Origin of the sequence: Trichocoleus desertorum ATA4-8-CV12, assembly GCA_019358975.1 — a bacterium.
Lineage (GTDB): Bacteria > Cyanobacteriota > Cyanobacteriia > FACHB-46 > FACHB-46 > Trichocoleus > Trichocoleus desertorum_A.
Window position 1 is genome coordinate 39,766 of the sequence record JAHHIL010000013.1, and the last position, 26,493, is coordinate 66,258.

At 50.1% G+C, this 26,493-nt stretch carries 22 protein-coding genes and 1 tRNA gene; 10 read left to right on the forward strand and 13 right to left on the reverse strand.

Annotated elements, in window-relative coordinates:
• Nucleotides 1-2: 2 nt before the first annotated feature.
• Nucleotides 3-1,469, reverse strand: coding sequence for a 1-acyl-sn-glycerol-3-phosphate acyltransferase (locus KME12_12150; protein MBW4488532.1), 1,467 nt, complete (start codon nt 1,467-1,469; stop codon nt 3-5).
• A gap of 356 nt (nt 1,470-1,825) precedes the next feature.
• On the opposite strand from KME12_12150, the gene KME12_12155 reads away from it, so the two are divergent.
• Nucleotides 1,826-3,184: a sensor histidine kinase gene (locus KME12_12155; protein MBW4488533.1), complete on the forward strand. Its 1,359-nt coding sequence runs from the start codon at nt 1,826-1,828 to the stop codon at nt 3,182-3,184.
• Here KME12_12155 and KME12_12160 read toward each other — a convergent pair.
• Both KME12_12160 and KME12_12165 read right to left on the reverse strand, forming a co-directional pair.
• Nucleotides 3,181-4,539: a recombinase family protein gene (locus tag KME12_12160; protein MBW4488534.1), complete on the reverse strand. Its 1,359-nt coding sequence runs from the start codon at nt 4,537-4,539 to the stop codon at nt 3,181-3,183. The genes KME12_12155 and KME12_12160 overlap by 4 nt on opposite strands.
• A 169-nt stretch (nt 4,540-4,708) precedes the next feature.
• Nucleotides 4,709-5,071 (reverse strand): VOC family protein, encoded by a 363-nt coding sequence (locus tag KME12_12165; GenBank protein MBW4488535.1) that lies wholly within the window; start codon nt 5,069-5,071, stop codon nt 4,709-4,711.
• 227 nt (nt 5,072-5,298) lie between these two features.
• Between KME12_12165 and KME12_12170 the strand changes: the two genes are divergently transcribed.
• Both KME12_12170 and KME12_12175 read left to right on the forward strand, forming a co-directional pair.
• The gene (locus KME12_12170) at nt 5,299-7,428 is read left to right on the forward strand and encodes a protein kinase (protein MBW4488536.1); all 2,130 of its coding nucleotides are present in this window, start codon (nt 5,299-5,301) and stop codon (nt 7,426-7,428) included.
• Between the two features lie 122 nt (nt 7,429-7,550).
• Entirely contained in the window at nt 7,551-9,629 is a 2,079-nt protein-coding gene (locus KME12_12175; GenBank protein ID MBW4488537.1) for a protein kinase, read from the forward strand.
• On the opposite strand, the gene KME12_12180 is transcribed toward KME12_12175, so the two are convergent.
• From KME12_12180 to KME12_12190, 3 genes are all read right to left on the reverse strand, one after another.
• Nucleotides 9,604-10,260: a hypothetical protein gene (locus KME12_12180; protein ID MBW4488538.1), complete on the reverse strand. Its 657-nt coding sequence runs from the start codon at nt 10,258-10,260 to the stop codon at nt 9,604-9,606. The genes KME12_12175 and KME12_12180 overlap by 26 nt on opposite strands.
• Nucleotides 10,261-10,401: 141 nt before the next feature.
• Nucleotides 10,402-10,701, reverse strand: a complete 300-nt coding sequence (locus KME12_12185; protein MBW4488539.1) for a (2Fe-2S) ferredoxin domain-containing protein — start codon at nt 10,699-10,701, stop codon at nt 10,402-10,404.
• A gap of 117 nt (nt 10,702-10,818) precedes the next feature.
• The gene (locus tag KME12_12190; GenBank protein MBW4488540.1) at nt 10,819-11,997 is read right to left on the reverse strand and encodes a GTP-binding protein; all 1,179 of its coding nucleotides are present in this window, start codon (nt 11,995-11,997) and stop codon (nt 10,819-10,821) included.
• Nucleotides 11,998-12,233: 236 nt separating this feature from the next.
• Between KME12_12190 and cysS the strand changes: the two genes are divergently transcribed.
• Nucleotides 12,234-13,754 (forward strand): cysteine--tRNA ligase, encoded by a 1,521-nt coding sequence (cysS, locus tag KME12_12195; GenBank protein MBW4488541.1) that lies wholly within the window; start codon nt 12,234-12,236, stop codon nt 13,752-13,754.
• A gap of 186 nt (nt 13,755-13,940) precedes the next feature.
• The gene (locus KME12_12200) at nt 13,941-15,380 is read left to right on the forward strand and encodes a TldD/PmbA family protein (protein MBW4488542.1); all 1,440 of its coding nucleotides are present in this window, start codon (nt 13,941-13,943) and stop codon (nt 15,378-15,380) included.
• An 11-nt stretch (nt 15,381-15,391) separates the two neighbouring features.
• Here the strand turns inward: KME12_12200 and KME12_12205 are convergent, their stop codons facing one another.
• Nucleotides 15,392-16,558, reverse strand: coding sequence for a transposase (locus KME12_12205; protein ID MBW4488543.1), 1,167 nt, complete (start codon nt 16,556-16,558; stop codon nt 15,392-15,394).
• Nucleotides 16,559-16,704: 146 nt separating this feature from the next.
• Between KME12_12205 and KME12_12210 the strand changes: the two genes are divergently transcribed.
• Nucleotides 16,705-18,075 (forward strand): TldD/PmbA family protein, encoded by a 1,371-nt coding sequence (locus KME12_12210; protein MBW4488544.1) that lies wholly within the window; start codon nt 16,705-16,707, stop codon nt 18,073-18,075.
• Between the two features lie 48 nt (nt 18,076-18,123).
• Here KME12_12210 and KME12_12215 read toward each other — a convergent pair whose 3' ends face one another.
• Both KME12_12215 and KME12_12220 read right to left on the reverse strand, forming a co-directional pair.
• Complete coding sequence (locus KME12_12215) at nt 18,124-19,020, reverse strand: CPBP family intramembrane metalloprotease (GenBank protein MBW4488545.1); 897 nt, start codon at nt 19,018-19,020, stop codon at nt 18,124-18,126.
• A 328-nt stretch (nt 19,021-19,348) separates the two neighbouring features.
• A complete protein-coding gene (locus KME12_12220) occupies nt 19,349-19,771 on the reverse strand; it encodes an AbrB family transcriptional regulator (protein ID MBW4488546.1) in 423 nt (140 codons plus the stop codon).
• Between the two features lie 664 nt (nt 19,772-20,435).
• Between KME12_12220 and KME12_12225 the strand changes: the two genes are divergently transcribed.
• Together KME12_12225 and KME12_12230 are read left to right on the forward strand one after the other, a co-directional pair.
• Nucleotides 20,436-21,473: a succinate dehydrogenase/fumarate reductase iron-sulfur subunit gene (locus tag KME12_12225; protein MBW4488547.1), complete on the forward strand. Its 1,038-nt coding sequence runs from the start codon at nt 20,436-20,438 to the stop codon at nt 21,471-21,473.
• 24 nt (nt 21,474-21,497) lie between these two features.
• Nucleotides 21,498-21,701: a chlorophyll A-B-binding protein gene (locus tag KME12_12230; GenBank protein MBW4488548.1), complete on the forward strand. Its 204-nt coding sequence runs from the start codon at nt 21,498-21,500 to the stop codon at nt 21,699-21,701.
• A 392-nt stretch (nt 21,702-22,093) separates the two neighbouring features.
• Here KME12_12230 and KME12_12235 read toward each other — a convergent pair whose 3' ends face one another.
• Both KME12_12235 and KME12_12240 read right to left on the reverse strand, forming a co-directional pair.
• Nucleotides 22,094-22,891 (reverse strand): hypothetical protein, encoded by a 798-nt coding sequence (locus KME12_12235; protein MBW4488549.1) that lies wholly within the window; start codon nt 22,889-22,891, stop codon nt 22,094-22,096.
• Nucleotides 22,892-23,196: 305 nt separating this feature from the next.
• Nucleotides 23,197-23,316, reverse strand: a complete 120-nt coding sequence (locus KME12_12240; protein ID MBW4488550.1) for a photosystem II reaction center X protein — start codon at nt 23,314-23,316, stop codon at nt 23,197-23,199.
• 233 nt (nt 23,317-23,549) lie between these two features.
• Between KME12_12240 and KME12_12245 the strand changes: the two genes are divergently transcribed.
• Nucleotides 23,550-23,837, forward strand: coding sequence for a YggT family protein (locus tag KME12_12245; protein MBW4488551.1), 288 nt, complete (start codon nt 23,550-23,552; stop codon nt 23,835-23,837).
• A gap of 8 nt (nt 23,838-23,845) precedes the next feature.
• On the opposite strand, the gene KME12_12250 is transcribed toward KME12_12245, so the two are convergent.
• Complete coding sequence (locus KME12_12250) at nt 23,846-24,613, reverse strand: class I SAM-dependent methyltransferase (protein MBW4488552.1); 768 nt, start codon at nt 24,611-24,613, stop codon at nt 23,846-23,848.
• The gene (gene accC / locus KME12_12255) at nt 24,613-25,965 is read right to left on the reverse strand and encodes an acetyl-CoA carboxylase biotin carboxylase subunit (GenBank protein ID MBW4488553.1); all 1,353 of its coding nucleotides are present in this window, start codon (nt 25,963-25,965) and stop codon (nt 24,613-24,615) included. Before accC ends, KME12_12250 begins: the two co-directional genes overlap by 1 nt.
• Before the next feature lie 339 nt (nt 25,966-26,304).
• Here accC and KME12_12260 point away from each other — a divergent pair.
• Nucleotides 26,305-26,386, forward strand: a tRNA-Leu gene (locus KME12_12260).
• The last annotated feature ends 107 nt before the right edge of the window (nt 26,387-26,493 follow it).

The following is a 26,493-nucleotide window of genomic DNA, read 5'->3' on the forward strand; positions in this document are numbered from 1 at the left end:
GTTTATTGAATCATGTTCTCCAGAGCAATTTGCAGATCTTGAGTCAGGTCTGCGATCGCTTGTTTTGCACCTCGGCGATCGGCACTATAGGCACCCCAACGGTCTGTAACTGAAATAGGTTGCCCTATCGTCATCTGTACCGTCTGTTTACCTAATTGAGGCCGCTGAAACGGGCTATTGCCTTTGATTCGCGAGATCATATCCCACATCAACAAAGTTGTTTCGGCAAAGCGCTCTGCCGTTGGTTTTTCGAGTACGTAGCGCCCTGTCACCGCCACAAAACTCTCCACCAGTCGCATGTGCCACATCCGCAGGTTGGCTTCCTCGGCCACGCGATCGGCTAAACCTCGTTCCAAGAGAGAGACACTTTCGGGATTTTTGAAGTCTTCTCGATAAATTCGGTCCCAGCCCGCTTGCTCTAGCCGCCGACAGCGATCGATTAAGCTACCTTTAGGGTGTAAATCAAAATACTGTTCTGCCACTTGCAAAGCGGTATCTAGCAAGGCTCTTAAACGACGGGTGAAAGCTTGATCGGCTTGAGAAATAGGGGCTTGATCCGATTGAAAAATGCTCTGCTCAGGTGAGTTTTGCGTTTCAAGATCAGGCATAGCCTGCGTGGGTATTGTTCGATGATAGAAGCGAGTATAAAATTCTTCCATCAAAGTCAGAACATGCTCACCCAAGCGATAGAGCCTGAGGTAAAGCAGCGCTTCTCGCCCTTGCAGACCTTTAATATTGGCAGTATTCGCGCTCTGAGAAACATCAGCCCCTGACAAACCGCTATCTGCTTCTAGCTGGCTCATCAACTGCTCGATTTGCTGCCAAGGCGCTTCTACATAGCGATATTGAATCCCAATTGGCACAATCAGCACTTGTTCGGAGCGGTTGGCCTTGAGCAAATCTTCTACGCACCAAAAGCCGAGCTGAGCCACACCGGGTTCTAAGGGGCTGATCACTTCGTTGTGGCCGTTGGTTGCTCCTTCTGGGGCCGCTGCCATCGGCAATTTGCCATCTACAAACAAGTTGCGGGCCGATCGCAAACCCATTCGATCAACCTTGCCGCGATGAATCGGGGTACCACCTAGGCGTGAATACAGCCAACCAATTTGTGATCCCGCCCACAGCGGGATGCCGCGATCGTAAATAAAGTGGGCATGAATAGGGTGCCGCAGCACCACTCCTTGTTGTTTTGCCACACGCGGCAAAATCGAGGAATGTAGATGCGCCATACAGAACGGATCTTCAGTGCTAGGGTGCCGAAACGCTATGAGAAAGCGAATTTTGCCCGCTTGAAATTGGCGATAGCAATCTACCAACTCCTCAACATTGCTGGCCTGAATTTGGGTGATCGCCGTCCGCGATCGCAACCATAGCGGCAGCACCCCCTGAGTCACCCGAAGCACCCAGGGATTGAAAGCAGGTGGAATAAATTCCAAAGGTGGTTGAACTCGATCGATCGTACTGGGCAATTTTGATACCTCTTGGCTCTAGTTCTTCATATCTTGACCTAAGCGCCGAGCTACTTTACAAGGTCTCTATCATGCCTTGGTTATTGTATAAGTTGCTACGTCCGATTTCAGGCTCGACAATTGGGTGCAAAAAATCCTGAATATTTACCTGAAAAAACATAGGGGACGAACCAGTCTAGGTAAAGATAGCAGCAAAAATTTTGTAGCTATTTATTTGTAGCTATTGACGAGGCTGCAATCACAAACGTGATGGTAAACACTCAGTTTGATTCAATGCGGAAATGATACCTGCCTGTTTTTTATATCTAGCGTTTTTCTCAGCAAATCTACATCTTGAGTGGCCGAACCTGGCATGGTTGAATTGGGCATGGTTGAGTCGGGCGTGGCTAAATTTGGCAGAGCTGAATGGAGCTGCCAATTTGATCATTGCAGGTTCCTACCTGATGATTGCGGTTTTAATTAGTCTGGGTCTGTGGCGCAATCGTCGGGCTGGCATTGATGCCTTTGCGGCCATTACTGCTGGGATTTTTTGGAGTGGCAGTTGGAGCCATGCGGCCCACGCTACGAGTATAGTCGGCTTGGAGTCGGCACTTGGTTGGCAAACTTTCTTTGATGCTATTACGGTGATTCCCGCGATCGCGTTTCTGAGTTTGAGACAACGGTACAGCCTCCTGATTGGCTCAACGCAGGTTTTGGAAGCCCAGCAACAATTGGTAAAGCGCAACGCTGAACTAGAGCAGAAGATTGATCGGCGCACTCAGGAGCTAGAGGCCCAAAATCAGCGCCTGAATGAAGCTTTGACCGAATTGCAAAAAATGAATTTGCATTTGGTGCAAACTGAAAAAATGTCGATGCTGGGGCAGATGGTCTCTGGCATTTCTCATGAAATCAACAACCCGATCAATTTTATCCACGGCAACCTGCCCCACATGGAGGAGCATGTTGAGGATTTATTGGCCGTTCTCCAAACCTATCGCGATCGCTTTCCTCAGGAGACCCTAGCGGTAGAGGCGGCCTTACCCAACATCGAAATGGATTTCATTGCAGAAGACCTCCCTCGCATCCTAGCTTCTATGAAAATGGGTACCGAGCGGATTCGCGAACTCGTGCTGAACTTGCGAAACTTTTACCGCCTAGATGAGGCAGAAATGAAGCCAGCCGACTTAGAAGCTGGGATTGAGAATACTTTGGTGCTGCTGCAAAACCGCTATAAACAGAAAATTGAGATTGTGCGGCAGTTTGGCAAAATTCCCCCTGTAGAATGCCACATCAATCAGCTCAACCAAGTATTCATGAATTTATTGAGCAATTCAATTGACGCCTTACTCGAAGCAGAACCGGGGAAGTGTTCAATTCAGATTGGTTCTACCGCTTCCCCACCACTCAAACAAATTGTGATTAAGACAGCTACTGCCAGTTCTAATCGCGTAGGCATCTGGATTTCGGACAACGGTCCTGGCATTGCCTCCGACATTCAAGAGCATTTATTTGAACCTTTTTTCACCACTAAACCGAGAGGAGTGGGTACTGGGTTAGGGCTATCTATTTCGTATCAAATCATTACCGAGGCTCATCAAGGCCGAATTTATTGCTGCTCCAGTCCGGGCGAAGGCACCACTTTTGTGATCGAATTACCGCTCCAGCAGTCAGAACTCCTCAGCGTACCAGAAGTACTGACCGTTCCTAAAGAAATCTTGCTAGCGACGCAGGCTTAAAAAATAAACACCAACCGGACTTGCCAGGTTTGGTCTTGACGGATCAGCTGAACTTGGCGAATGAATTCACGGAAATAGAACCGACGCTCTGACTCAGAAAGATCCAGCCAAAACTCAGGAATAGAAACGGCTTGGGCGATCGCAGGTAAATTGGGTGGAGGGAGCTGAGCCAGTTGGTTTTGCAACTGTGACATTTCGGTGCGGAGTTTGTAGGCGCGTAGTTCCGCCGTTTCAGCATCCAGAATGTCTTGCTCAATCAGTTCAGGCAGTTGATCAAGCACTGTTTGCTTACTAGCGATCGCCTGCTCAATTGAGCCTTGAATCCCGCCCATATTAGGCATATTCACCTCAGCCACCGCTCGCGGCAACTCCTGGCAAATAGTTTGAATGGTTTGCTCCAAAATTTGCTCGTAAGGAATCGCTCGGCATTTAGGTTTCTGGGGACAAGCGATCGGTCGGAGGTAGAGATATTCTTGGTCACTACGGCGAGTTGTCACGCGCGTCACGGTCATGCCAGATTGACACTCAGCACAAACCACCAACCCCGCCAGAGAACGAGGAGCGCTAGCGGTACGAGGTGGGAGCCGACGATTACGCCGCAGCAAGCGATCGACTTGGGCCGCTTCCTCCCGCGACATGATCGGTACATGGGTATTTGAGATCACTTCCCCATTTTTGTAAGCCAAATCTCCTCGATACACCGGATTGTTGAGCCAGCGCTGCCCCGTTGAAACCGAAATTTTCTTCCCATGTTTTTTTTCTAGGTAGCGTACTGCGCCATGCAGAGAGCCGTAGAGCAGAAACCGCTCAAAGAAATCTTTCACAATCGGGGCTTGGCTGCGATCGAGGGCGTAACGATCTTTGCCCCGGCGATAACCAAAGGGTGCTTTTCCCGGTGGTGGCAAAGCTTTGATGCGATTGCGGGCATGACCTTGTCGAATCAAACGACTCCGTTGACTTTGCTGTACTTCCTCCAAAACTTTGAGCAAATCAGAGCGCTTCAGTGGCGTTTGATTGCCAGTGCCGACTGCGGTTTCTAAGACCACCAACTGCACGCTCAGGTCTTCTAACTGGGCGAGGCGATCGCTGACTTCTTGCACCGAATCTCCTAATTCTTCTAGACGGCGCACTAGTACATAGTCAACAGAGTCTTGTTGGCAATCAACAAGTAGTTGTTGCAGTTGGGGCCGCTTTTGTTGCTGAGCCGCTTTACCTCTGGGAAAAGCAATTTCCTTGAGGGTGGCATCTCGCATTCCCAAGTCTTGATAAATGCGATCGACTTCCCAACCCCAGATTTCCGGATCGGGTGCAGGTTCTAGCAACGGATCGCTGTAGACATAGGCAATGATTTTCATGGAGTTAGGAATAAGCAATTTAGACTGAATTCAAACCTCTCCCCAAACCCCTCTTCTACAGGAGAGGGACTTTGAATGTGGCTCCCCTTCCCTACCAGAAAAGGGGTTGGGGGTTAGGTCTCAATAAGATTTACACTCAGCAGCTATTTACTTCATGCTTCTAAGCGGTTTATGTTTCGCCTAGCTCGATGATGTTGCCATCTGGGTCTTGGGTGAAGAGGGCGGGCCGACCGGAAGCACTCATTTGAATAGAGCAACCGTGGGCCAAAAGTTGATCTTTGGCTGCGGCTAAATCTGCAACTGAAAAAGCCAGATGGCGATTGCGGCCTAACTTCTCTGAGTTCGCCAAATCCTTAGGAACACCGTCCGCCACAATCAAGTGAATTTGATAATCTGCCACCTGATACCAAGCCCCAGGAAAATTTAGCGATCGCTCGGCTTTCGGCAAGCCTAAGACGGTGCCATAGAAATGTTCCGCTCGCGCCAAATCAGCAACTAGCAAAGCGGTGTGGAGGCATTTGATGATCTGCATAGCCAGTTTGGAAATGTAGAGAGAATTGGGGCGATCGCTTTCATTATCTCTTTTGTGGCTGCGCGAAATGCCTACTTACGGGTATATCGGTGCTTGCCCCCAAGCCCTTGACTCAGACACCGAAATTTCTCACTTTGAAAGGGTAATCTGGATCAAGCTCGGTTCAGCGCGTAGTTAGTAAATCGATGAGCGATCGCGAAATTTAATGGGAGTGCTGTAGGTTTACCATGCCCCTTTATTGCAGTCAAAGACACGAAAACCCGGATGCCAGCCGATTTTGCCATCTCTGTGGCGAAAAGCTACAAGCGCCTGTCAGCGTTGGTGTGTATGCTGGGCTGCTGCTTGGCGATCGCTATCGAGTCGTGCGCGAATTGGGACATGGAGGCTTTGGGCGGACTTACTTGGCAGAAGACCAAAACCGTTTCCAAGAGCCTTGTGTCCTGAAAGAATTTGCGCCTCAGGTTCAAGGCACCTACGCTCTGCAAAAAGCCGAAGAACTGTTTGAGCGAGAAGCAGGAATTCTCTACAAGCTGCAACACCCGCAAATTCCTCGGTTTCGTGAACTCTTTCGCGCTACCCTCCCCGATCGCAGCCGCTTATTTTTAGTGCAAGACTATGTCGAGGGGCAAACTTACCGCGCCTTACTCGACACCCGCAAACTCCAAGGGCAGCGGTTCAATGAAGCAGAAGTAACTCAGCTCCTGTTGCAAATCTTACCGATTCTCGACTACATCCATTCTTTAGGCGTCATTCACCGGGATATTTCTCCAGATAACTTGATTTTGCGGAGCGCTGATTGGCTTCCAGTTTTAATTGACTTTGGCGGCGTGAAACAGGTTGCGGCTACTGTAGCCTCGCAGTTTCTGGCGCAGTCTGTAGGCAGTAGCGCTAGTTCTCCCACTCGCTTAGGCAAAATCGGTTACGCCCCCGATGAACAGTTACAGATGGGCATCGCCTCTCCCCACAGCGACCTTTATGCCTTGGGTGTCACAATCCTAGTGTTGCTGACAGGCAAAGAACCGCCCGATCTGTTAGATAGCTACACCATGAGTTGGGTTTGGCGGCAGGAAGTCAGCCTCAGTCCCAAGCTCAGCGCCATTCTAGACCGGATGTTGGCTCAGCGCCCCAGCGATCGCTACCAATCTGTGCGAGAGGTACTACACGACCTCAATAGCTATAACGTTCCGGTTTATGCTCCACCTGCTCCTGCCCCAGTTTACCCACCACCCGTCCAGACCCCTGCTGCGACTGTTGCCGTGGCTCGGCCACCCGCTCAGCCTGAAGCTGTCAGCAACTACACCGTTGCCCCACCCCCTGCTTATGCTCCCCCGAGCCGTGGCAACTCGTTTGGCTTCGGTAAAGTGCTCTTACTGTTGTTAGTGATCGCTGGAGCCGCCGCTGGAGGCTGGTGGTTGAGTAACCGCTGGCTAGGTGATTTGGCCGATCCCACCCCATCTGGAAACCCAACCGAACAACCCATTGTCGCTCCCAACAACGAACCCCCGCCCGCTTCAGAATTGTCTCAGGAGGAGCAAAACCGCAAGCAAGCCTTGGGCGATCGCCGCCGCAACTTAAGCGTGGACTATCAGTTCTTCGTGCGACTGGTGAATCAAGTGTTCTATGCCGAACACCCAGAGCTACAAGGCCGACAACTCAGTGCAGGCACAGAAGATGCTGACCTACGCGCCCAATGGGATCAAAGCGCCAATCAACTGCTCGACAAATTAGAACTCGTTGGCCCAGAGACGCGTAGCCAGATGGGTAAATATGACCGAGGCGATCGCGATCGTTGGCGGGGCATTCTCAGCGGACTCAACCTCAGTAGCCGTGCCCTCTATACACTCGCGGATGCCAAGTTCTTCCAGCTGTTTCCCGAACAACAGGGGCAAGATTTTGTTAATCAACCGATTGGTCAGCTCTGGCACGCGATCGCGGCGGACGAGCTAAAAGCAGTGCTAGCAAAAACCAGTCTAGAAGAAATCCAGTTTGCTAAAGGCTCATTTAGTCAGCAGGTTAGTGGAACTCTCGCTCCCGGTGAAGGCAAAGCTTATATTGCCCGACTTTCTCAAAATCAACTCATTCGGTTGAGCCTGCAAGCGGATCAAAATACCCTACTCTCTATTTACCCCCCTACCAGCTCTCAACCCCCATTGCTGGAAAACTCTGCTGAAACCACTTGGTCGGGTAAGTTGGCCCAAGATGGCTATTACGAATTTGTGGTAGTCTCAGGCGCGTCATCGCCTGTGACGTTTCAACTAAGCTTGGCGGCGGATAACGTCATCTCTACCCCTCCTAGCCCTGTTTCAGCGCCGCCTTCTCCCTCCCCTGACTCAGAACCAACCCCACCAGCACCTTAAGTTTTTGCTGAAAATTCTACAAAAGCAGAAATAAAGTTACTACAAGCTTAAGATCCTCCCAACAGTTAGTTGGGTAGAGTTATGAGACTCTCTATGATTTGAGTGAAGTCTACCCGTGATCTATGCAGCCATCCCTTTCTCTAGGCACCATTTTGCCAGGGCGATATCACTTGATCGACCTGCTGGAGCAAGGTATCTATCTGGCCGAAGATCAAACTCGGTTTAATGAGCTGTATCTGTTGCAAGAGTTCAGGCAGCGTCATCCTGGCGCTTACTCACTCGAAGTCATTCGGGGAGTCTTTCAACAAGAAGCAGCAGTGCTTTACGAATTGCAGCATCCTCAGATTCCTCGGTTTCGCGGCATCATCACGTATGCCGATTCCTTCTTTGTGGTGCAAGAGTATGTTGAGGGGGCCACTTGTCAAGCATGGCTGGAGGAGCGGTTAACCCAGAACCAGGCTTTCTCAGAAGCAGAAGTGATGCAGTTGCTTTGGCATGTGCTGCCTGTATTGCTGCATGTTCACAGTCGAGGCATTATTCATGGCAATCTCTCTCCAGCCAGCATTCTGATTCGGCAACGAGATGGCGCACCGATACTGACCAATTTCGGCTTAATTCGGGAAATCGCTACTGACTTAGAACTTTATTATCCTGGCCCTAGGAGGCATCTCAGCCCATCTGGCTACCTGCCTAAAGAACAACTGCAATCTGGCACAGTTTATCGCAACAGCGATCTCTATGCCTTAGCTGCGACGGCGGTTGTCTTACTCACAGGCCAGGAACCTCGCATGCTCTACAATTCCCGGCGACAACTGTGGTCCTGGGAGTCTTGGGCGACGGTTTCACCAGGGTTCGCTCAGATTCTCAGTCGCATGCTGAGTGCCAAGCCGCAAACTCGCTATGCTTCAGCAGGTAAAGTGATTCGCGCCTTGCAAGCTCTGTTTGTCCAACCCATTTACATTCCCTCACCTTCTACCCTGGCGCTAGCTCCCCAACACAACAACCCGCCGCCTGTAGTAGCACCAGAACCAGCGTTAACAGCGCTAGAGCCAGAGCTAGCCCCTGAGCCAAAATTAAATTCAGAGCTAGTGCCAAGCTCAGCACCAGAGCTAGCGGCAGAATTAGCACCCGAATTAGCACCAGAAGTACAATCTTTTATTCCTCTATCAGACCTGACAGAAGAGGAAAGTGAGATTACTTGGATGGGTTCAGCTCTAGCAGTAGCCGCACTGTTACTCACTTTATTAGTGATGGGGATACTCGCTGGAACGGCTTGGCGATCGCTACGGCAAATGCAGCAAGCCCGCTCAGATTCCTCCGCCCCTACGGTGGTGCAAGCAGCGGCTCAGTCCCGCACTGCCACCAAATCTTCAGCCGCTCCTAGCCCAACTCCTAAGTCCGAGAATGACATTCATGCAGCTTTGCGCGATCGCCGTCGGCGTTTGGGGGTGAACTATGACCTCTTTGTGCATTTAGTTGATACGGTTTTTTACACAGAACACTCAGAACTCAACGACCGTCGTCTCAGCTTCGAGCCATCCGATCGAGCGTTGCGCCGCGAGTGGAATGCCACGGCAGAAAAACTACTCAATAAGCTAGAAACCCTTAGCGAAGAGTCCCGCAATCGCTTAGGACGCTACAGTCAGCAAGACTATGACCAGTGGGTAATGGGCCTAGAGCGCCAACGTCTCAGCCGTCCGACCTTTGCCCAGTTGGTGGATGCCAAGTTCTATCATCTGTTTCCAGAGCAACAAGAGCGCTATTTAGACCCCAACCGATTTGGTCAGGTCTGGTACGCGATCGCGGAGGAAACCTTCAAAGCGATCCAAGCAGGCTCTGCCTTTTCTATGCTCCAGCTTGGCCCTAAAAACCCTAGCCAAACCTTGACAGCCACTCTCAAGCCTGGGGAAGGCAAAGTTTACGTGGCCAATTTAAGCCAAGGGCAGACGATCCAAGTCGCCTTGCAAGCTCCGAGTAAAGGCACCCGGTTGTCTATTTATTCTCCCGATCGCCGTTCCGCTGGTGCTCAAGCGCTGATTAACGACACACCCAAAACGAGTTGGTCGGGCACGCTACCCCGTCCTGGCTACTACGAAATTGTGATTCTTTCTAATTCACCCGAAATTATTCGTTATCAACTCAATCTAACCCTCCAATCTCAGACCGCCACGCCTCCTAACGAACCATCCTTTGACGGGTAACAACGCGGTTAATCGGTGGATTGTTGGCCATAGAGTAAGCCATATTCAAAATATTTTGCCGCTCTCCTGAAAAGAAACTCACGGTGTACACTAAGCCATTTTGTTCCCAGATCACAGAAGAAAATCGAGAGGCAGGTTTAAGGCTAGAGCCTGGTAAGAAATGACCCTGCACTCCTTCTGCCAACTTAATCGGAGCCGCCGCAGCTTGATGTTTTTTTAGTTCGATCTGAGCACTTTCTGAGTTTTTACTCTCTACCGAGAAGCTGCCGATCAAGCAAGGCTGAGGGCCAATATCGCAAGTGAACAGCCCCACGGTCATACCAGGAGGCGACTGGGACGGAAACACTTTAACAATGAGTTCATCAATAAAATCTTGATCTCCTGGGCCACTCAAACTAATTTGCGATGGCAGACGCATGACCAAATTTGGCGGCAAAGTCTGGCTGATCTGATCTAGATGGGGTCTAAAAATATCGGCAGGCACAGCAGCAGCTTTAGGGGAACTGCCACCCACCACTAAAGCCGCAGATAAAGCAGCAGAGGCAACTAAGCAGTAGCGACGCAATCGGCGGTAGATCACCGGAACTCCTGGCACTCCAAAGAAAAATTGGGCTAGCAGTGACAAACTCACATCACCTTCAGGATGCCGATGCGATCGCTGAAGATGGCCTCAGATATTGTGGGCCAATTCTCGCGGTTTCTTAGCATGCTGCTGAGAAAAATATAGATTTCACAACAGATTGCAACTAATTGGCACGTAACGGGTCTAGGCTCACACACTTCTAGGATGAAATCGAGGATGTAATAGTGGCTCAACCGCATACCCTGAGCGCAAATGCTCGTTCACAACAACTGGGACATCGCTAGGTTGGACTCGGCAATACCAAACCTCATCGGGTACCACTCGCACATTCGGCCCCATATTGCACTGACCTAGGCAACCACTCGCTTGAATATCGGCCTCAGGAACCAGATTGGCTTGAAACGCTGCCAAAACTTGGGCCGAGCCTCTGGCTAGACAGTTCTGATATTGACAAACTAAAACTTGACGCTGACCTGCCGCATCTTCCAACTAAAAAATTCCCCGTGCTGTTTCCCCATTCTAGAAAAGCTACAAATTCTCTAGCCTAGGGAAAAGCACGGGGATTTCAAAAGTCAGCGATCGCTCAACTTTGCTAGCTGGCGTTAATTACTTACCAAACCCTCGACCCCGGTTAGTAGAAGGCATGCAGAGGCACTTTTCCAGTTGCGATCGCAGAGCATCGTGATCTAAGTCTTGGCCGATCAGCACCAACTGGTTTTTGGGCTGGCCGTTCCAGGTGTCATCTTCGAGCGAGAAACGCTTGCCACTGAGGTGAAACACATGACGTTTGGGGCTTTCGTCAAACCAGAGGATGCCTTTAGCCCGGAAGATACCAGCAGGTAATTGACTATCTAGAAAGTGTTGGAACTTCTTAATCGCAAAGGGTTTGTCGCTCTGGAAAGATAGAGAGGTAAAGCCATCATTCTCTAAGTGGTGCGAGTGATGGTCGTGATCATGGTGATCGTGAGTGCATTGACCATGATCATGATCGCAAGCTGAGTGATCGTCATGAGCCTGATGATCGTGGTGGTCGTGATGATCGTGCTCAGCATGGTCATGATGGTGATCATGGTCATGATGGTGGTCGTGGTGATGATCTTGGTTTGGTTCGGGCTCGCTGGGGTTGAAATATTTGTCCGATTCAAACAGACCCACACTCAGAATCAGAGGCAGGGCCACTTGGGACTTAGTGGTTCGCAGAATTCGAGCGTCTTTCTTCACGTCCCGAATCTTTAGCTCTAGAGCATCCGCATCGGCTTCATCCACCAAGTCAACCTTGTTGAGCAGGATGATGTCGCCGTAAGCAATCTGGTTGTAAGCGGCTTCGCTGTTGAACAAATCCAGGCTGTAGTTTTCGGCATCAACTACCGTCACAATCGAATCGAGGCGGGTCAAGTCGCGCAGTTCTGTACCCAAAAAAGTTAGCGCTACAGGTAGTGGATCGGCTAAGCCAGTGGTTTCAACTACCAGATAATCTACGCGCTCTTGCCGTTCTAGAATTTTGTAAACGGCTTCTAGCAAGTCGTTGTTGATGGTGCAGCAAATACAACCGTTGCTGAGTTCCACCATGTCATCGCCTGTTTTCACAATCAGCTCGTTGTCGATGCCGATTTCACCAAACTCATTCACCAGAACTGCAGTTTTCACCCCCTGCTGATTGGTCAGGATATGGTTTAGCAGCGTCGTCTTACCACTACCGAGGAAGCCAGTAATGATCGTGACTGGCAGACCATGCTTGGGGGCATCCATTGCCTGAATTTGAGCGGGATCAGTGGCTGATTGCATAGCGTGACTAGTCAGTAATTGCTAGAACAAGAGTTTTTTGAATTCGAAGCAACCTCAACATTTAGCGTGAGTGTAACGAAGTCTCAAGCCGATGTTGGGCCATCTCCCATATTAGGCGATCGCTCTGGCGAATGACTGGTTAAGCGATCGCCTTTCTCAAATCAGAGCGCTGTGCCTAGTACCCTAGTAGAATCAAAATGTTTAGCCTTACGTCCCTCAAACATCCCTAGTTCACAATGCCCCTAACGCTCTACAACAGCCTCACCCGTCGCAAGGAACCTTTTGAGCCGATTGAACCTAGTAAGGTGCGGATGTATTGCTGTGGCGTAACGGTGTACGACTACTGCCACCTGGGTCATGCTCGTTCTTACATTGTTTGGGATACGGTGCGGCGTTATTTGCAATGGCGTGGCTTTGACGTGCGCTACGTGCAAAACTTCACCGACATTGATGACAAGATTCTCAACCGGGCACGGGAGCAGGGCGTTTCTCCGCGAGAAATTGCGGATCGCTACACCGAAGCTTACCTGGAAGACATGGCGCGGCTGAACATTCTCGAAGCTGATGAGTATCCCCGTGCCACCCATACCCTTGATGGCATCAAGCGCTTGATTCATGAGCTAGAGCAAAAGGGGTTTGCCTATGCAGCGGATGGCGATGTCTACTACAAGGTGCGGCAGTTTTCGGAGTACGGCAAACTCTCTGGGCGCAAGCTAGATGACATGCAAGCTGGGGCTAGTGGCCGTGTCGAAGTGTCAGTAGAGGAGCAGAAAAAGCAAGACCCCTTTGACTTTGCCCTGTGGAAGGCAGCGAAACCAGGTGAGGAATTTTGGGAGTCTCCTTGGGGTCAAGGTCGTCCGGGATGGCATATCGAGTGCTCGGCGATGGTTCGGGAACACTTGGGCGACACAATCGACATCCACGTGGGCGGTGCCGACCTAGTCTTCCCCCACCACGAAAATGAGATTGCCCAGTCGGAAGCAGCGACAAGCCACCCCTTAGCGCATTACTGGCTCCACAACGGCATGGTAAATGTGGGCGGCGAGAAAATGTCCAAATCCTTGGGCAACTTCACCACGATTCGGCAAATGTTGGATCATGGCCTGAATGCTATGGTGTTGCGGCTATTTGTTTTACAGGCGCACTACCGCAAACCCATTGACTTTACCGATGAAGCGATCGCCTCTGCTAACAACAGTTGGGACACACTGAAAGAAGGATTGTTATTCGGCTATCAATACGGGGAGCAACTGAACTGGCCCGATCGCCAAGATTCTGACTTTGGGAATTCCGCCAACATGCGGATTGATATTGAGAGTGATCCTGTGCAACGCTTTCAGACAGCAATGGATGACGACTTTAACACCCCTGGAGGCGTCGCCGTTTTGTTCGAACTTGCCAAAGATCTACGCCGTGAAGGCAACCTCCTAATTCATCAAGGTGAAACAAAGCTCGACTCTCAAACGTTGAGACAAAAGTGGCAGACTTTAGTGGTACTAGCTCAGGTTTTGGGTTTAGAGATCCGTCCACAAGCCATGCCGACCGAATTCGGTTCAGGTCAAGAATCGGATTCTGGCATTGAGTTAAGTCCCTCTGGCCTAACGAATGCAGAAATCGAGCAACTCATCCAACAAAGGCAGGAGGCTCGCAAGGCCAAAAACTTTGGGGAGAGCGATCGCATTCGGGATGAGTTAAAAGCCCAAGGAATCACTTTAGTGGATCAACTGGGTGGCGTCACAACCTGGCACCACAGCTAGTATTTCACTACGTTGATTTTGCTAGTTAGGGTTGGGGGTCAGGTGAAGCCAGTCTTACAAATCCAATAGGGAAACACTAGCAACCAGTGTTAAAGCCGAGCAGGGAGGGGCAGCCATGAGGTTTCCTCTCCTCATCCATTGCTTTTGTGATTTTGCTCAAAGTTAAGCGCTATTTAACAACAAACGATGATATCTGAACTTTCAAGGGCGATCGCGGCTCTAGATATTCCCGCTGATTGGATAGGTCTGCGAGCCGTTAAAGACACTTCCTCAACTTATGCCGTCCGTGATGGCAAACCTGAAGCCAACGGCAAATCTCTGACCCAAGGCGTCATGGTAGAAGTGTTGGTAAATGGTCAACTGGGCTATGGAGCTACCAATTCTCTAAAGCTAGAAAGTTTGCAAGCGGCAGCCAAAACTGCTTACCAGCAAGCTTTTACGGCTAGTGAATGGTCGATTCACCCCACCACAGTGGCAGAACGGCCTAAAGTGGTCGGGCAATATACGTCACCGTTTCTAAAACCCTTTCAATCTCTAACAGCTGGGGAAATTAACGAGGTGCTGGTCAAGCTCTGTCAGACCCTGAAGATATCTGATCAGATCGTGCAAACCAGTGCCGCCGCCCATACCAGAGAAATCGAAACTTGGTTTGTCAGCAGCAATGGCTCTGAGGTTTATCAAAAATTCCTCACTTTGGCGACCGACTACGCTGCAACCGCTCAAGCAGGCGCGATCGTGCAACGGCGCAGTCATAATGGCTGGTTAGCCCACTGTTCTCAGGGCGGGATGGAACTGTTTTTAACTCCTGAACTATGGGATGAAGTCAAGCAGGTGGGGGAGCAAGCCGTGGAGTTGCTGAGTGCTGAAGAATGCCCAACCACGGCTACGACGCTGGTTCTCGATCCAGACCAAATGCTGTTACAAATTCATGAAAGCGTGGGGCATCCGCTAGAACTCGATCGCATCTTAGGAGATGAGCGAAATTATGCCGGGGGCAGTTTCGTCAAACCAAAGGATTTTGGGCATTTGGTTTACGGTTCACCGCTGATGAATATCACCTTTGACCCCACGGTTCCGGGTGAGTTTTCTAGCTACAGCTTTGACGATACTGGCGTGCCTGCGACCCGTGAGTATGTGATCCGCGAGGGTGTGTTAGAGCGTGGTCTAGGAAGTCTAGAAAGCCAAGCTCGACTGGGGCTACCAGGGGTGGCTTGCGCACGAGCTACTTCTTGGAATCGTCCGGCGATCGATCGCATGGCGAACCTAAATTTAGAACCGGGGAATGCCAGCTTTGAGGAGGTCATCGGCAACATTGAACATGGGATTTACATGCAATCTAACCGTTCTTGGTCGATTGATGACCAGCGGCACAAATTCCAATTTGGTTGCGAATACGCCAGGTTGATTGAGAACGGTCAACTTACCAAGACTCTACGCAATCCCAACTACCGGGGAACGACACCCGAATTTTGGCGGAGCTTGTCTCAAGTGGGCGATCGCTCAACCTGGAAGCTGTATGGTTCTCCAGTCTGTGGTAAGGGTGAGCCAAATCAGACTATTTGGGTTGGGCACGCAGCCCCGGTTTGTGCCTTTGCCAATATTGAAGTGTTTGGAGGTGGCGCGTAAACTTCCCCGCGCTAAAGCGACGGGGCTTTCAGTAGCCCTGAGACTGCCTGTTCAAGCGAGCAAAACAATCCCGAACCTCTAGGCTGCGTTACTGACAGCCCCAAAGCAGCAATATTCAAAGCTCCATTCAGATCAGCGTCACCATGCCAGCCACAATGCCCACACTTGAATTTTTTGTCAGACCTCAAGCCAATGTGCAAGCACTGGTTACAGGTCTGGCTGGTGTAGGCAGGATTGACGGCGACAACCTCAACCCCTTCTTTAATGCCTTTGTATTCGAGGAATTGACGCAGTTGATAGAACGCCCAACTGTTAGACCGTCTCCGTTCGGTCTTACTTCTTGGTTGTTGGTTAGTTCTATCTCGAATGCCCGTCAAATTCTCGATTGCAATAGTGGCATTGAGTTGTTTTGCCTCACGGATAATGGAGGCGCTGATGGAATGGTTCAGCCATTGCTGAAAACGTCGCTCTCTGCCCGACAGCCGTTTCAAGACCTGTCTCGCTCGTCTGCGAGTCGATCTTGTGCCCTTCGAGGCTTTGACCTGGAGAGACGTTCTAACTCTAGAAAACCTATCCCGAATGCCGTTCAACTGCTTGCCGTCCCAACCCCTGTCGGTGCTGGTTTTAGCGATTTCGCGTCGCCCAAGATCAACACCAATCACTTTGTCAGACTTGATAGGGTCTGGAGCGGTATCGGTCAGTTGAATGTGGATATAGTGGGAGCCATCATGATGCTTGCACAGCTGGGCAGAAGTGGGTTTTCGTCCCTTCAATTTGCCTCGCTGATAATTGCCAACATTCAGCTTGATGTGTTCCCGTCCATCCAAAAGCGTCAGGCTAACCGTCCAATCCTTTTCTCTGAAAGCAAAGAGCCGCGCATCGTAATCAGCCGACGTAGGCTTGAACTGCTTAACGGGCTTGTCTTTCAGCTTGGCGGTCTTACGGCTTGCTCCGACTCTGGCACAAACTCTAACAGCTTGATTGGCGCTCAACCCAAACTGTTCTCGCAACTGGTTGTAGACCAGACTTTGAATCGTGGTCTTGCTGGTTACGGATGGTTTAACGGTCTGATTCGCAAAATTGCAAGCATCCGCAAACGCCTTCAACAATGCGTCAATCTTGGCGCTTTGTTCAGGTGTAGGTTGAAGCTTGCAAGTCAGTGTCAGCTTTTGTTCCATCCTATGATTATCTCACATGTGAACCCATGAAAGTATCTGTATCACCAAGGCGGCTAAAGCCGCTTGAGTCGGTTTTCCTCCCTACTCTAGAGAGCCAGGGCTTCCAACCATCCCAGGAGTTTTAGGTGAGTTCATCTATCAGTTCCATGAGTTCTTTAACTAGCTCCTCAACTAGCTCCCAGACATTAGCCGCTTTGGAAACCAGTTTTGCTCAGGTGGTTGAAGCCCTGTTGCACCAAGTCGAACCCGGTGAGCATTTAACGTTGAAACTCAGCAGTGAGCGCAGTCAATTCATTCGCTTCAATCACGCGAAAGTGCGGCAAATCGGGAATGTGGTTGATGGCTGCCTCAAGCTCACCTTGATTCGCGACCAGCGCACCAGTTATCGCACCTTTCCTTTTACAGGCGATCTAGAAATTGACTTGCAGCAAGCCCAAATCGCCTTTGCAGATCTGCGGCAAGCCGTTCCCCAGCTACCGATTGACCCCTATTTAGTCATTCCAGCGGGCACCAGCACCAGCCGAGATGTCAACTCAGGGCAACTTCTAGCACCTGAATCAGTCACCTCCACCGTGCTACCAGTCGTAGCCGAGTTGGATTTTACAGGCATTTATGCAGCAGGCTTGCTTGTGCGAGGCTATGCGGACTCCAGCGGTCAGAAGCATTGGTTTGCCACGAATTCTTTTGCCCTAGACTATTCTTTGTTTGGAACCAACGGTGAAGCAGTCAAAGGCACACTGGCAGGTAGCACCTGGGATACAGAGGCTTACAAAACCCAAATTCAAGAATCTAAAACGCAACTGCAACTGCTCTTCGCTCCCCCCAAGCAACTCTCGCGGGGGCAATACCGCACCTATTTAGCGCCCGCAGCAGTCGCAGAATTGCTAGGGATGTTGTCCTGGGGTGGCATTAGTGAAGCCACCTTGCAGCAAGGAAATAGCGCCCTAAATGAGCTGCGCCGTGGTCAGAAGCGCTTGTCTCCCCGCTTCACACTGAAGGAGAATTTTCAACATGGTTTAGTGCCCCGCTTTAATGAGTGGGGTGAAACAGCTCCGCTAGACTTGCCGCTGATTGTGGCAGGCCAATTGGTCAATGCGCTAGTCAGCGATCGCACCGCCAAAGAGTATGGTGTGGCTGCAAATGGAGCCAATGGTTCGGAGGGGTTGCGATCGCCAGAGATTAGTCCTGGCACCCTCAGTCGCGATCAGATTTTGTCAGAACTGGACACAGGCTTGTATGTCTCGAATCTACATTATTTAAATTGGAGCGATCGCCCGACAGGACGAATTACCGGGATGACCCGCTATGCCTGTTTCTGGGTAGAAAATGGCAAAATAGTCGCTCCCATCGAGAATTTGCGCTTTGACGAGAGTTTGTATCGCTTTTGGGGCAAAAGTCTGATTGACTTCACTAATTTTCAGGAGTTTATTCCTGAGGTTGGCACCTATGGAGGTCGCCAGCTAGGAGGTTGCTGGGTGCCAGGAATGTTGACAGAAGGCTTTACTTATACGCTTTAGGTTTAGGCACGCTTTAGGCACGCTTCGGAGGGCAAGGGTGGCCGAGGTTTAAGGCAGCAGTAGCCTACCAGAACCGAGCCACCAAATTCCTGCCCCAGTGCCCAGCAGAAACAATAAACCCATCCCACCTGCTAAAGGTTGCTCACCTAACCCCGTCATCCAGGATGGCCCTTTGCCCGTATAGGCGATCGCCTGAGCCGTATCTAAGCTCGCAATGCCCCAAATCCAGCCTGCATGCAACCCACAAGCCAACCCCAAACTACCGCCATCTACTTGGCGCGCTAGCACGAGCACCATCCCCATCAGCCAAAGTCCGGGGAGTTGAGGCAGATTCTGCCGCCCTTCCCAGACTAGGTGTAGCACTGCAAAGATGACGCTCGCGATCGCCCCTGCCAGCCAAAGCGAGTACTCCTGCTGCAATTGATTGAGCAGAAATCCCCGAAAAATCAACTCTTCCGTCACACTGACCCAAAGCCCTAATAGGAGGGTAGGCAGCAAGATGCGCCAACTGAGCCAACTGGTTTTATGAGTGGCGGAAACAGGGTTCTGAGGCGAAATTTGAGGCCCAGGAGGCCACTGAATCCAGCCCAGGGACACTTGCAGCCCAAACAACACAGCCAAGCCCAAAACGCCCAAAATCAGCCCTAATGCTAAAGCACTGAAAAAGGGCATCGTCGCGGCTAACCCATACGCTGAAAAAGGGGCTTCCTGAATACGCGCCAACCCCCAAAGAATCAGAGGAGCAAGCAAATAGAGGGAAGCAACTAAAGGTAATTTTTGTGAGGGTGTAATGGGTTGAGTCGGTTGCCACTTGAGCGCGATCGCAAGTGGGATTCCCAAGGGCAACCAAACAAAAACCCAAATGCCCAAAAAAGCAACTACCTTAACGATTGCTGATGCTTCTGTAAAAGACGAAATCATCAGGTGAGTTGCTTGATTGAACATACGCAGGAGGCATAACGAAGAGAAACAATAGAACTTGGGAGTTCAGCGTCAGTGAGGAGCAAGACTGTAACAGGTAAATGTTTCAATCCATCATCAAAAAGATGCATTTCTTAAGTTCATGAAGCTATACAGATTGGCAGCAATTCCGAATTTGATTGCTTATTTACTCCCAATCTTTACGTTTCCTTTATCCGCAACCCTAAGTCTGAGTGGCTTCATGTCATCGATTGATTGACACCTCAGACAGGGTTAAGCAGAAATTTACCTGTCAACTCCCGCGATCGCTCTATTGATTCTCTGCGTAAATGAAGCAAGCTGGAAGAAGTAACTATTCCTCATCCAGGTCATCATCATCGGTTGCCCTAGCACCACTCCTGTCAGCATCTACCTGAATCAGATGAATATGCTTGTAACCAAGTTTGATTTCAAACTCATCACCAGGCTTTAATCCCATTGCCTGAGTGTAAGTTGCACCAATGACAATTTGGCCGTTTTTATGAACACTAACGCGGTAGGTCGGTTCTCTACCACGTCCATCCTTAGAACCCTCAGGGCTTAAAGGAATGCCTCTAGCCGCAAGCAGTGCATCATAAAAATCAGTTAAATTGACACGAGTTTGGTCATTTTTTGTGACCGTGTAGTAACCGCAGCGCTTCGCAGTTTCTCTCCGAGGTAAGTGAGAAAGTTCTTTTACTTTTTGCAGTAGCGCTTTGCCCGTCAATGGGGCTGTTGGCGTTTCAGTTTCAGTCATCACTTTGCAAAATATCCTTTGCTCTCTAGGAGGGTAAACAAGAAATGCCAGTGTGTGGCTTTATAAAAAATATATCCTTTAATCTATATGTTTTGACAAGACTTTTACTAATTAGTTTTATCACTAATATTTGTAGGTTCACTTTACGGATTTTTGTGTCAATGCTTAACCTTTGCTCAGCCAAAATTTCTGATGGCGAGTATTTTAGAAGATTCCATAAGTGGATGCACGATTTCAATGGGCTGTCAACCTGACGAGTGTTTATGCAAGTTATGATCCCGACTCCCGCATCTCCGGATGAGTGCTCACTGATGGCTCTAATTAGCAGTAAAGGACAGTTCGTCGCAAACTTTTAAACTATTTTGCTTAGAAAAATTTCATCTTTGCAGTGTCGGATGTACATCGCCCAGAGCGAAAATTGCACAGACCAGGGTACTCTACGGAATTGTTATGCTGGCAAAGCACTGTTGGGGTCGCCTAGGTTAGAGAAGTTCGGGATTAAACTAGAGACAGGGGCAGGAAAGCGACCAGTCAACGAAGTAGTGAACTGCAAGAAAGTAGTGAACTGCGAGTGACGAAGCAGTTGGGAAATCTTCTTGCTCAGACTCTAAATTTCAGTAATTCTTCACTTTACCCTGCAAGTTTCAAGGCATCGGTTTTAAGCATGCAAGTTCTTTTTAAAGTAGCCCGACAGGGCCAAAATGCTCCCGCTTGGGTACAGACATACACTCTTGATGTTGATCCTGGCATGACCATTCTCGATTGCTTAAATCGCATCAAATGGGAGCAAGACGGTAGTTTAGCTTTTCGGAAAAATTGTCGTAATACAATTTGTGGCAGTTGCTCAATGCGAATTAATGGTCGTTCGGCATTGGCTTGCAAAGAAAATGTGGGTCATGAATTAGCGCGATTGCAACAAATTGCAGGAACAGCAGAACTAACTCCAAAGCCTGCTGAAACCTTGCCAGAAATTACGATCGCGCCGATGGGCAATATGCCTGTGGTGAAAGATTTAGTAGTTGATATGCAAAGCTTTTGGAGCAATCTAAAAGCCGTTGATCCCTACGTCAGCACCGCAGCCCGACATGTCCCAGAGCGAGAGTTTTTGCAGACACCCGCTGAGCGATCGCGCCTTGACCAAACGGGCAACTGCATTCTCTGTGGCGCTTGTTATTCGGAATGTAATGCCCGCACCGTCAATCCTGATTTTGTCGGCCCCCATGCCCTAGCGAAGGCTTACCGCACCCTGGCAGATTCTCGCGACGATCAGACCGCCCAGCGCCTTGACCAATACAATCAAGGCACGCAAGGGGTATGGGGCTGTACTCGCTGCTTTTTCTGCAACTCGGTCTGCCCGATGGACGTGGCTCCTATGGATCAGATTGGTAATATCAAGCGAGAAATTTTAGCAAATCCCGCTGTTGAGGATAGCCGTCCGATTCGGCACCGTCGCACCTTGGTTGATTTGGTCAAGCAAGGGGGCTGGGTGGATGAGCGCCAATTTGGTCTGCGGGTGGTGACAAATTCCTTCCGCGATCTCCAAGGCTTAGTCACCATGGGGAAACTGGGTTTACGGATGGTGCAACGAGGCAAATTCCCCTTTACGTTCCATGCGTCTCCTGGGGCTCCCCAAGTGCGATCGCTGATTGAGTCAGTACAAAATTTAGCGGTAGAGTCAAAGCAGGCTAATTCTCAGCCCTAATCTGCTGATCCATCACTTCTTGCTATGAACGAAACAACCTCTACTCCCCCCCAGGCAAACTCCCCCCAGCCCACTCCAGAAGCTGATAGCCGCTTTGAGCCTGCCTTTGGCTGGACGTTCTATGCGGAACAAATCAACGGGCGGTTTGCCATGCTCGGCTTTGTGGCTCTGCTGATATTAGAATTCTTTACTCGTCAAGATTTTTGGACCTGGCTAGGCCTGCGATGATATAGTGCTACTCATCAAGTTTAGGGCAAAGGGGGTGTGGGGGCTTCGCCCCGCCAGGGGTTTCACCCCTACACCCCGTCTTAACCTTTATCAGTACTGCTATAGCCGATTGGTTGGTTCCGATTCCCACTTAACACCAGCACCCAGATGAGCTAGCTCAGCCCTAGTGATTGGTTTGAAGCTGTGAAGCCATCTATGGCCCCTGCGGAACCAGAGACAAACCGATTAGATGGGCGAATCAAACTAGAGCAACCCACACAACGTAAAGCGGGAGCAGTATAACAACGGCTCCCGCTTTAGAATTAGTTTGAATTTAGATTAGGTTCGCAGTGGCAGCGCTGAGTAGTTAGGCTAATTAGAGCCTCATAGTGCCTCAAGCCAAAAGGTACAGCCTAATCGAAGTTAGATGAGTTATCTCCCTCATCCTCTGGGAAATTAATCGGCTGATAATCCACATAATCGCTCGGTTCTGCATCTAGATTCGAGCGTCTTGAGGAAGCAGGACTTTGCGGAGGACGAGGTCTGCGAGTTTTAGGCCCCGAACTAGAATCGCGATTCGCGGGACGGGAGGAGCCGTTGCTGCTAGGACGTGCTGGCCTCCTAGCGGGGCGATCGTCAAAGTCTGCTGATACATCTGCAATGTCGCTATCGTCAACTGGCCAACCCTCAGAGCGAGGACGGGGTCTACGAGCGCGATCGCCAGGACCTAACCGTTCATCTCTACTAGGCCGAATCGGTTGACGCCGAGGCACATCATCTTCGTATTCATCATCGCGAGTGGCATAGTTGTCCCTAGAACCGCGAATGCGACGCCGACTGGCCCACTCTTCATCAAACTGAGTCACATCATCCAACTCAGCCTGATATACCCGACTCACAGGCCGCTCATCATCCACAATCGGCGTACTGCGCTTTGCTTGCTCGGTAGCGACGCCCCGTAATCGAATGCTTTCTACTGCAAAGAAAATAGTGGTTCCAGCCAACAGAAACTGACCAAATTGTAAAATTGGGTCTTGTCGCCAGCCCTGGAAAAAGAGAATACCGCCGCAGAGGAGCCCCACTGCCGCAAAGAAGAGATCGTGATCGCGGGCTAGACCTGGACGCACTGAGCGCAGAAAATAAAGCGCTGCTCCAGCGATAGCAAGAGCAATGCCCACCATACTGCTCCAGCTAAGTCCGACGTTTACCATTGCCTTTACTCCTAAGTCAGTCCTATGTTAGCGAGTCTTGCTAAGAACCTTTACCCTATGCTAGGTAAACTGATTTTAGCTTGCCAGCGATCGCTGCGGGCTAACACTCGTAGGGTAGCGAACTTGTATCTCTAAGGTAATCTATACCTGAGCATAAAAAACCTCAGTCTGTCAGCATCAGACAACTTGAAGTTGCCTCTGACTAAACTGAGGTTGGGGTAGGCTAGCTTGAACTGCTGACGCAGCGTGATGAAAAATTTCAAAAAGTGCTTGAAAACCCTAGCTTTACAAACTTAAGAGAGCGACTAAGAGCGCTGAATTTTATCTTTCTGGCTGATGAAGATCAGTCCTACAGTAGCGGGAACGACCACAATCAAACCACCCCAAAATAGGCTCCACAAGAAATTAGCGAGTGAAGGAGTCATAGAGAGTCCTCGTCCTTAAATTACAACCATGAGTCAGTTCTCATAATTTTGACATACTCCCACGGCATAAAGCACAGGGGATTCTAGGTTCGTGGTCCAAGGCTTGCAGATAGCAGCGATCGCGCCTCAAACAGTACCTATCCTCAAGTTAAAATTAAAGAACGAATTTAGTTACAAAGCTTAAAAGTCTGCAAAGGCGCTCACTCGCCATCCGCTCACGTAACCCTACATTTATGACTTCTGCTGCAATTGTCACCTGGACGCTTGGCCCTCTGCTGGGGTTAATGATTTTTCTGTTTATCTTTCGGATTGTGCTCACTTGGTACCCTCAAGTGAATCTGAATCAATTTCCCTTCAATGTTGTGGCTTGGCCCACTGAACCTTTCTTGGTGCCATTGCGAAAGATTGTGCCACCGATCGGGGGAGTAGACATTACCCCGATTATTTGGGTAGGGATTGTCAGCCTACTGCGCGAAATCCTGCTGGGCCAGCAAGGACTCGTCACGATGATGTTGCACTAGGTAGGTTTCTAGAGCTTTGGTTTCGCCAGATAAACCTTGGTTTGGTACGCCAATTCGACCAGCCCACGAGCATCAGCCCAGCGTTCATGTAGCTGTTGCAAGTTAGCAAGTAATCGCTCTTTTGCCTCCCCGGAGCTAGGAGTATAGGATACACTTTGCGCCCGACCCAGCAATCCTGCTAAGTTCAAAATTTGTTGATAGGGCAAGGTGTGTTGCTGGATGTGGGTGAAGTATGGACTGGTCAGCAGCGGCTCAACGGCTCCCAATTTGGCTTCTGCTGGATGGTGATTGGAGGCTTCCCGCATCAAACGGCTGTATGCTGCCGTAAATTCATCTGAGCGATCGCGCTCATTCCACACCAAAGCCAGGCATCCTGAAGATTTGAGAATCCGGTGGAACTCCGCCAAGCTCTGCTCCGGTTGCAACCAATGGAAGGATTGGAAGCAGGTGACGAGATCCACCGTAGCGCTAGGTAAGTTGGTTTGTTCAGCCGTAGCCGTCCGAAACTCGACTAAAACATGCGGAGTCGCAGCCTTTTGCATATCAACATTGGGTTCAATGGCGAATACATGCACCCCCTGCTCTGCTAACAAGCGGGCAGAAATCCCTGTGCCTGCTCCCATATCGGCTGCTAGTAGTTGGGACGGCTCTCCCAGCCCTTGTAAAAGTAGGGCGATCGCTGCTTCGGGATAGCTCGGTCGATACTTAGCATAGTCAACCGCCCTGTCCGAGAAACGGCTTAAGGGATTAAGTGTATGGAGCGGTGGTGTGTCCATTACTTCGAGTTTTGCATTACGTCCATAACAAAATTGGTGTAGACATCGCCCTGGTTAAACTCAGGCGTTTCCAAAATTCTTTGGTGAAAGCCAATAGTCGTGGGTAAGCCTGTGACAGCACACTCTCGCAAGGCCCGCTTCATACGCCGGATGGCAGAGTCGCGATCGGGAGCCCAAACAATCAGTTTGCCAATCAAGGAGTCGTAATAGGGTGGAATCTCGTAATCCGTGTAGACGTGAGAATCCATCCGCACCCCAGGTCCACCTGGCGGCAAGTAGCCACTGATCCGACCCGGGCTAGGACGGAAGTTGTAGTCTGGGTCTTCTGCGTTGACTCGACACTCGATCGCATGGCCTTTGAGCACAATCTGATCTTGAGTAAATTGCAGTCTTTCGCCTTGAGCAATGCGAATTTGCTCTGCAATCAAGTCTAGGCCCGTAATCATTTCTGTCACCGGGTGCTCGACCTGAATCCGGGTATTCATTTCCATAAAATAGAAACTGCCCGACTGATCCAGCAGAAACTCCACCGTTCCTGCGCCCACATAGTTGATCGATTGAGCCACGCGCACTGCTGCCGATCCCATTTTCTCGCGGAGTTCCTGACTCAGGGCAGGACTAGGAGCTTCCTCCAGCAACTTTTGGTGACGACGTTGAATGGAGCAGTCTCGCTCCCCTAGGTGAACGACATTGCCGTAGCTGTCAGCCAAAATTTGGAATTCAATGTGGCGGGGTCGCTCGATGAATTTTTCTAGATAGACTCCCGAATTGCCAAAGGCAGCTTCAGCTTCCCCCTGAGCAGCGAGAAATAGCTTGATCAAATCAACTTCTTCATGAACTAAGCGCATTCCCCGACCGCCACCACCCGCAGTGGCTTTGATCATCACGGGATAGCCTATTTTGCGGGCTAACACTAAGGCATTTTGCTCATCAGTCACCAAGCCATCACTACCTGGAACGGTGGGCACACCCGCTCGTTGCGCGGTCTCCTTGGCTGTGGATTTGTCACCCATCAAACGAATCGATTCCGGAGATGGGCCAATGAAGGAGATTTGGTGATCGGCGCAGATCTCAGCAAAGCGGGCGTTTTCTGCTAAAAAACCGTAGCCTGGGTGAATAGCTGTGGCATTACGGGTTAAAGCTGCCGCAATAATATTAGGAATGTTAAGGTAACTTTTGCCACTCGGTGGTTCGCCAATGCAAACGGCTTCATCTGCCAACTGCACATGGAGCGCATGACGATCGACCGTAGAGTGAACCGCAACTGTCACAATCCCCATTTCTTCACAAGTTCGGAGAATGCGGAGGGCGATCTCCCCTCGATTTGCAATCAGAATTTTTGAAAAAAGCATCTTCCAGCTTTAAGGTCAATAATGAGTAAAATAAAGCTTTCTGAGGTGCTCTGGAAGACACCTTGACGGCGGAACCAAACCCAGGAACTTACACGAAAACCTCAGATCGGAAACTGATCGTATCACGCTGAGGTGGCTTACTAGAGGAAAGTGCGCCTAGAACTTAAAGATAGCGGGGCATTTTCTAGGGCTGCGGCGGGTTGCGACGGGTTGCGATCGCCTTTTCAGAAAATATTTGAGATTTTCCGGAAAATCCTGATCTAAAAGCAAGTTTATGAGCTATTCTAGATAACCGGAGGAAATCACGGGCATTCAACCCCTGACAGCCTCTAAAACCACGCGGATGTGGTGGAATTGGTAGACACGCACGCTTGAGGGGCGTGTGGCTCACGCCTTGCGAGTTCGAGTCTCGCCATCCGCATTACTTATAACCCTAAGACTTGAGTTAAGGCTCTCCATCTTTAGATTCTTTGCCTCCTGAGCATTTCCTGTTTATGATCAGAGGAAGAATGAAAAGATTTGTAAAGA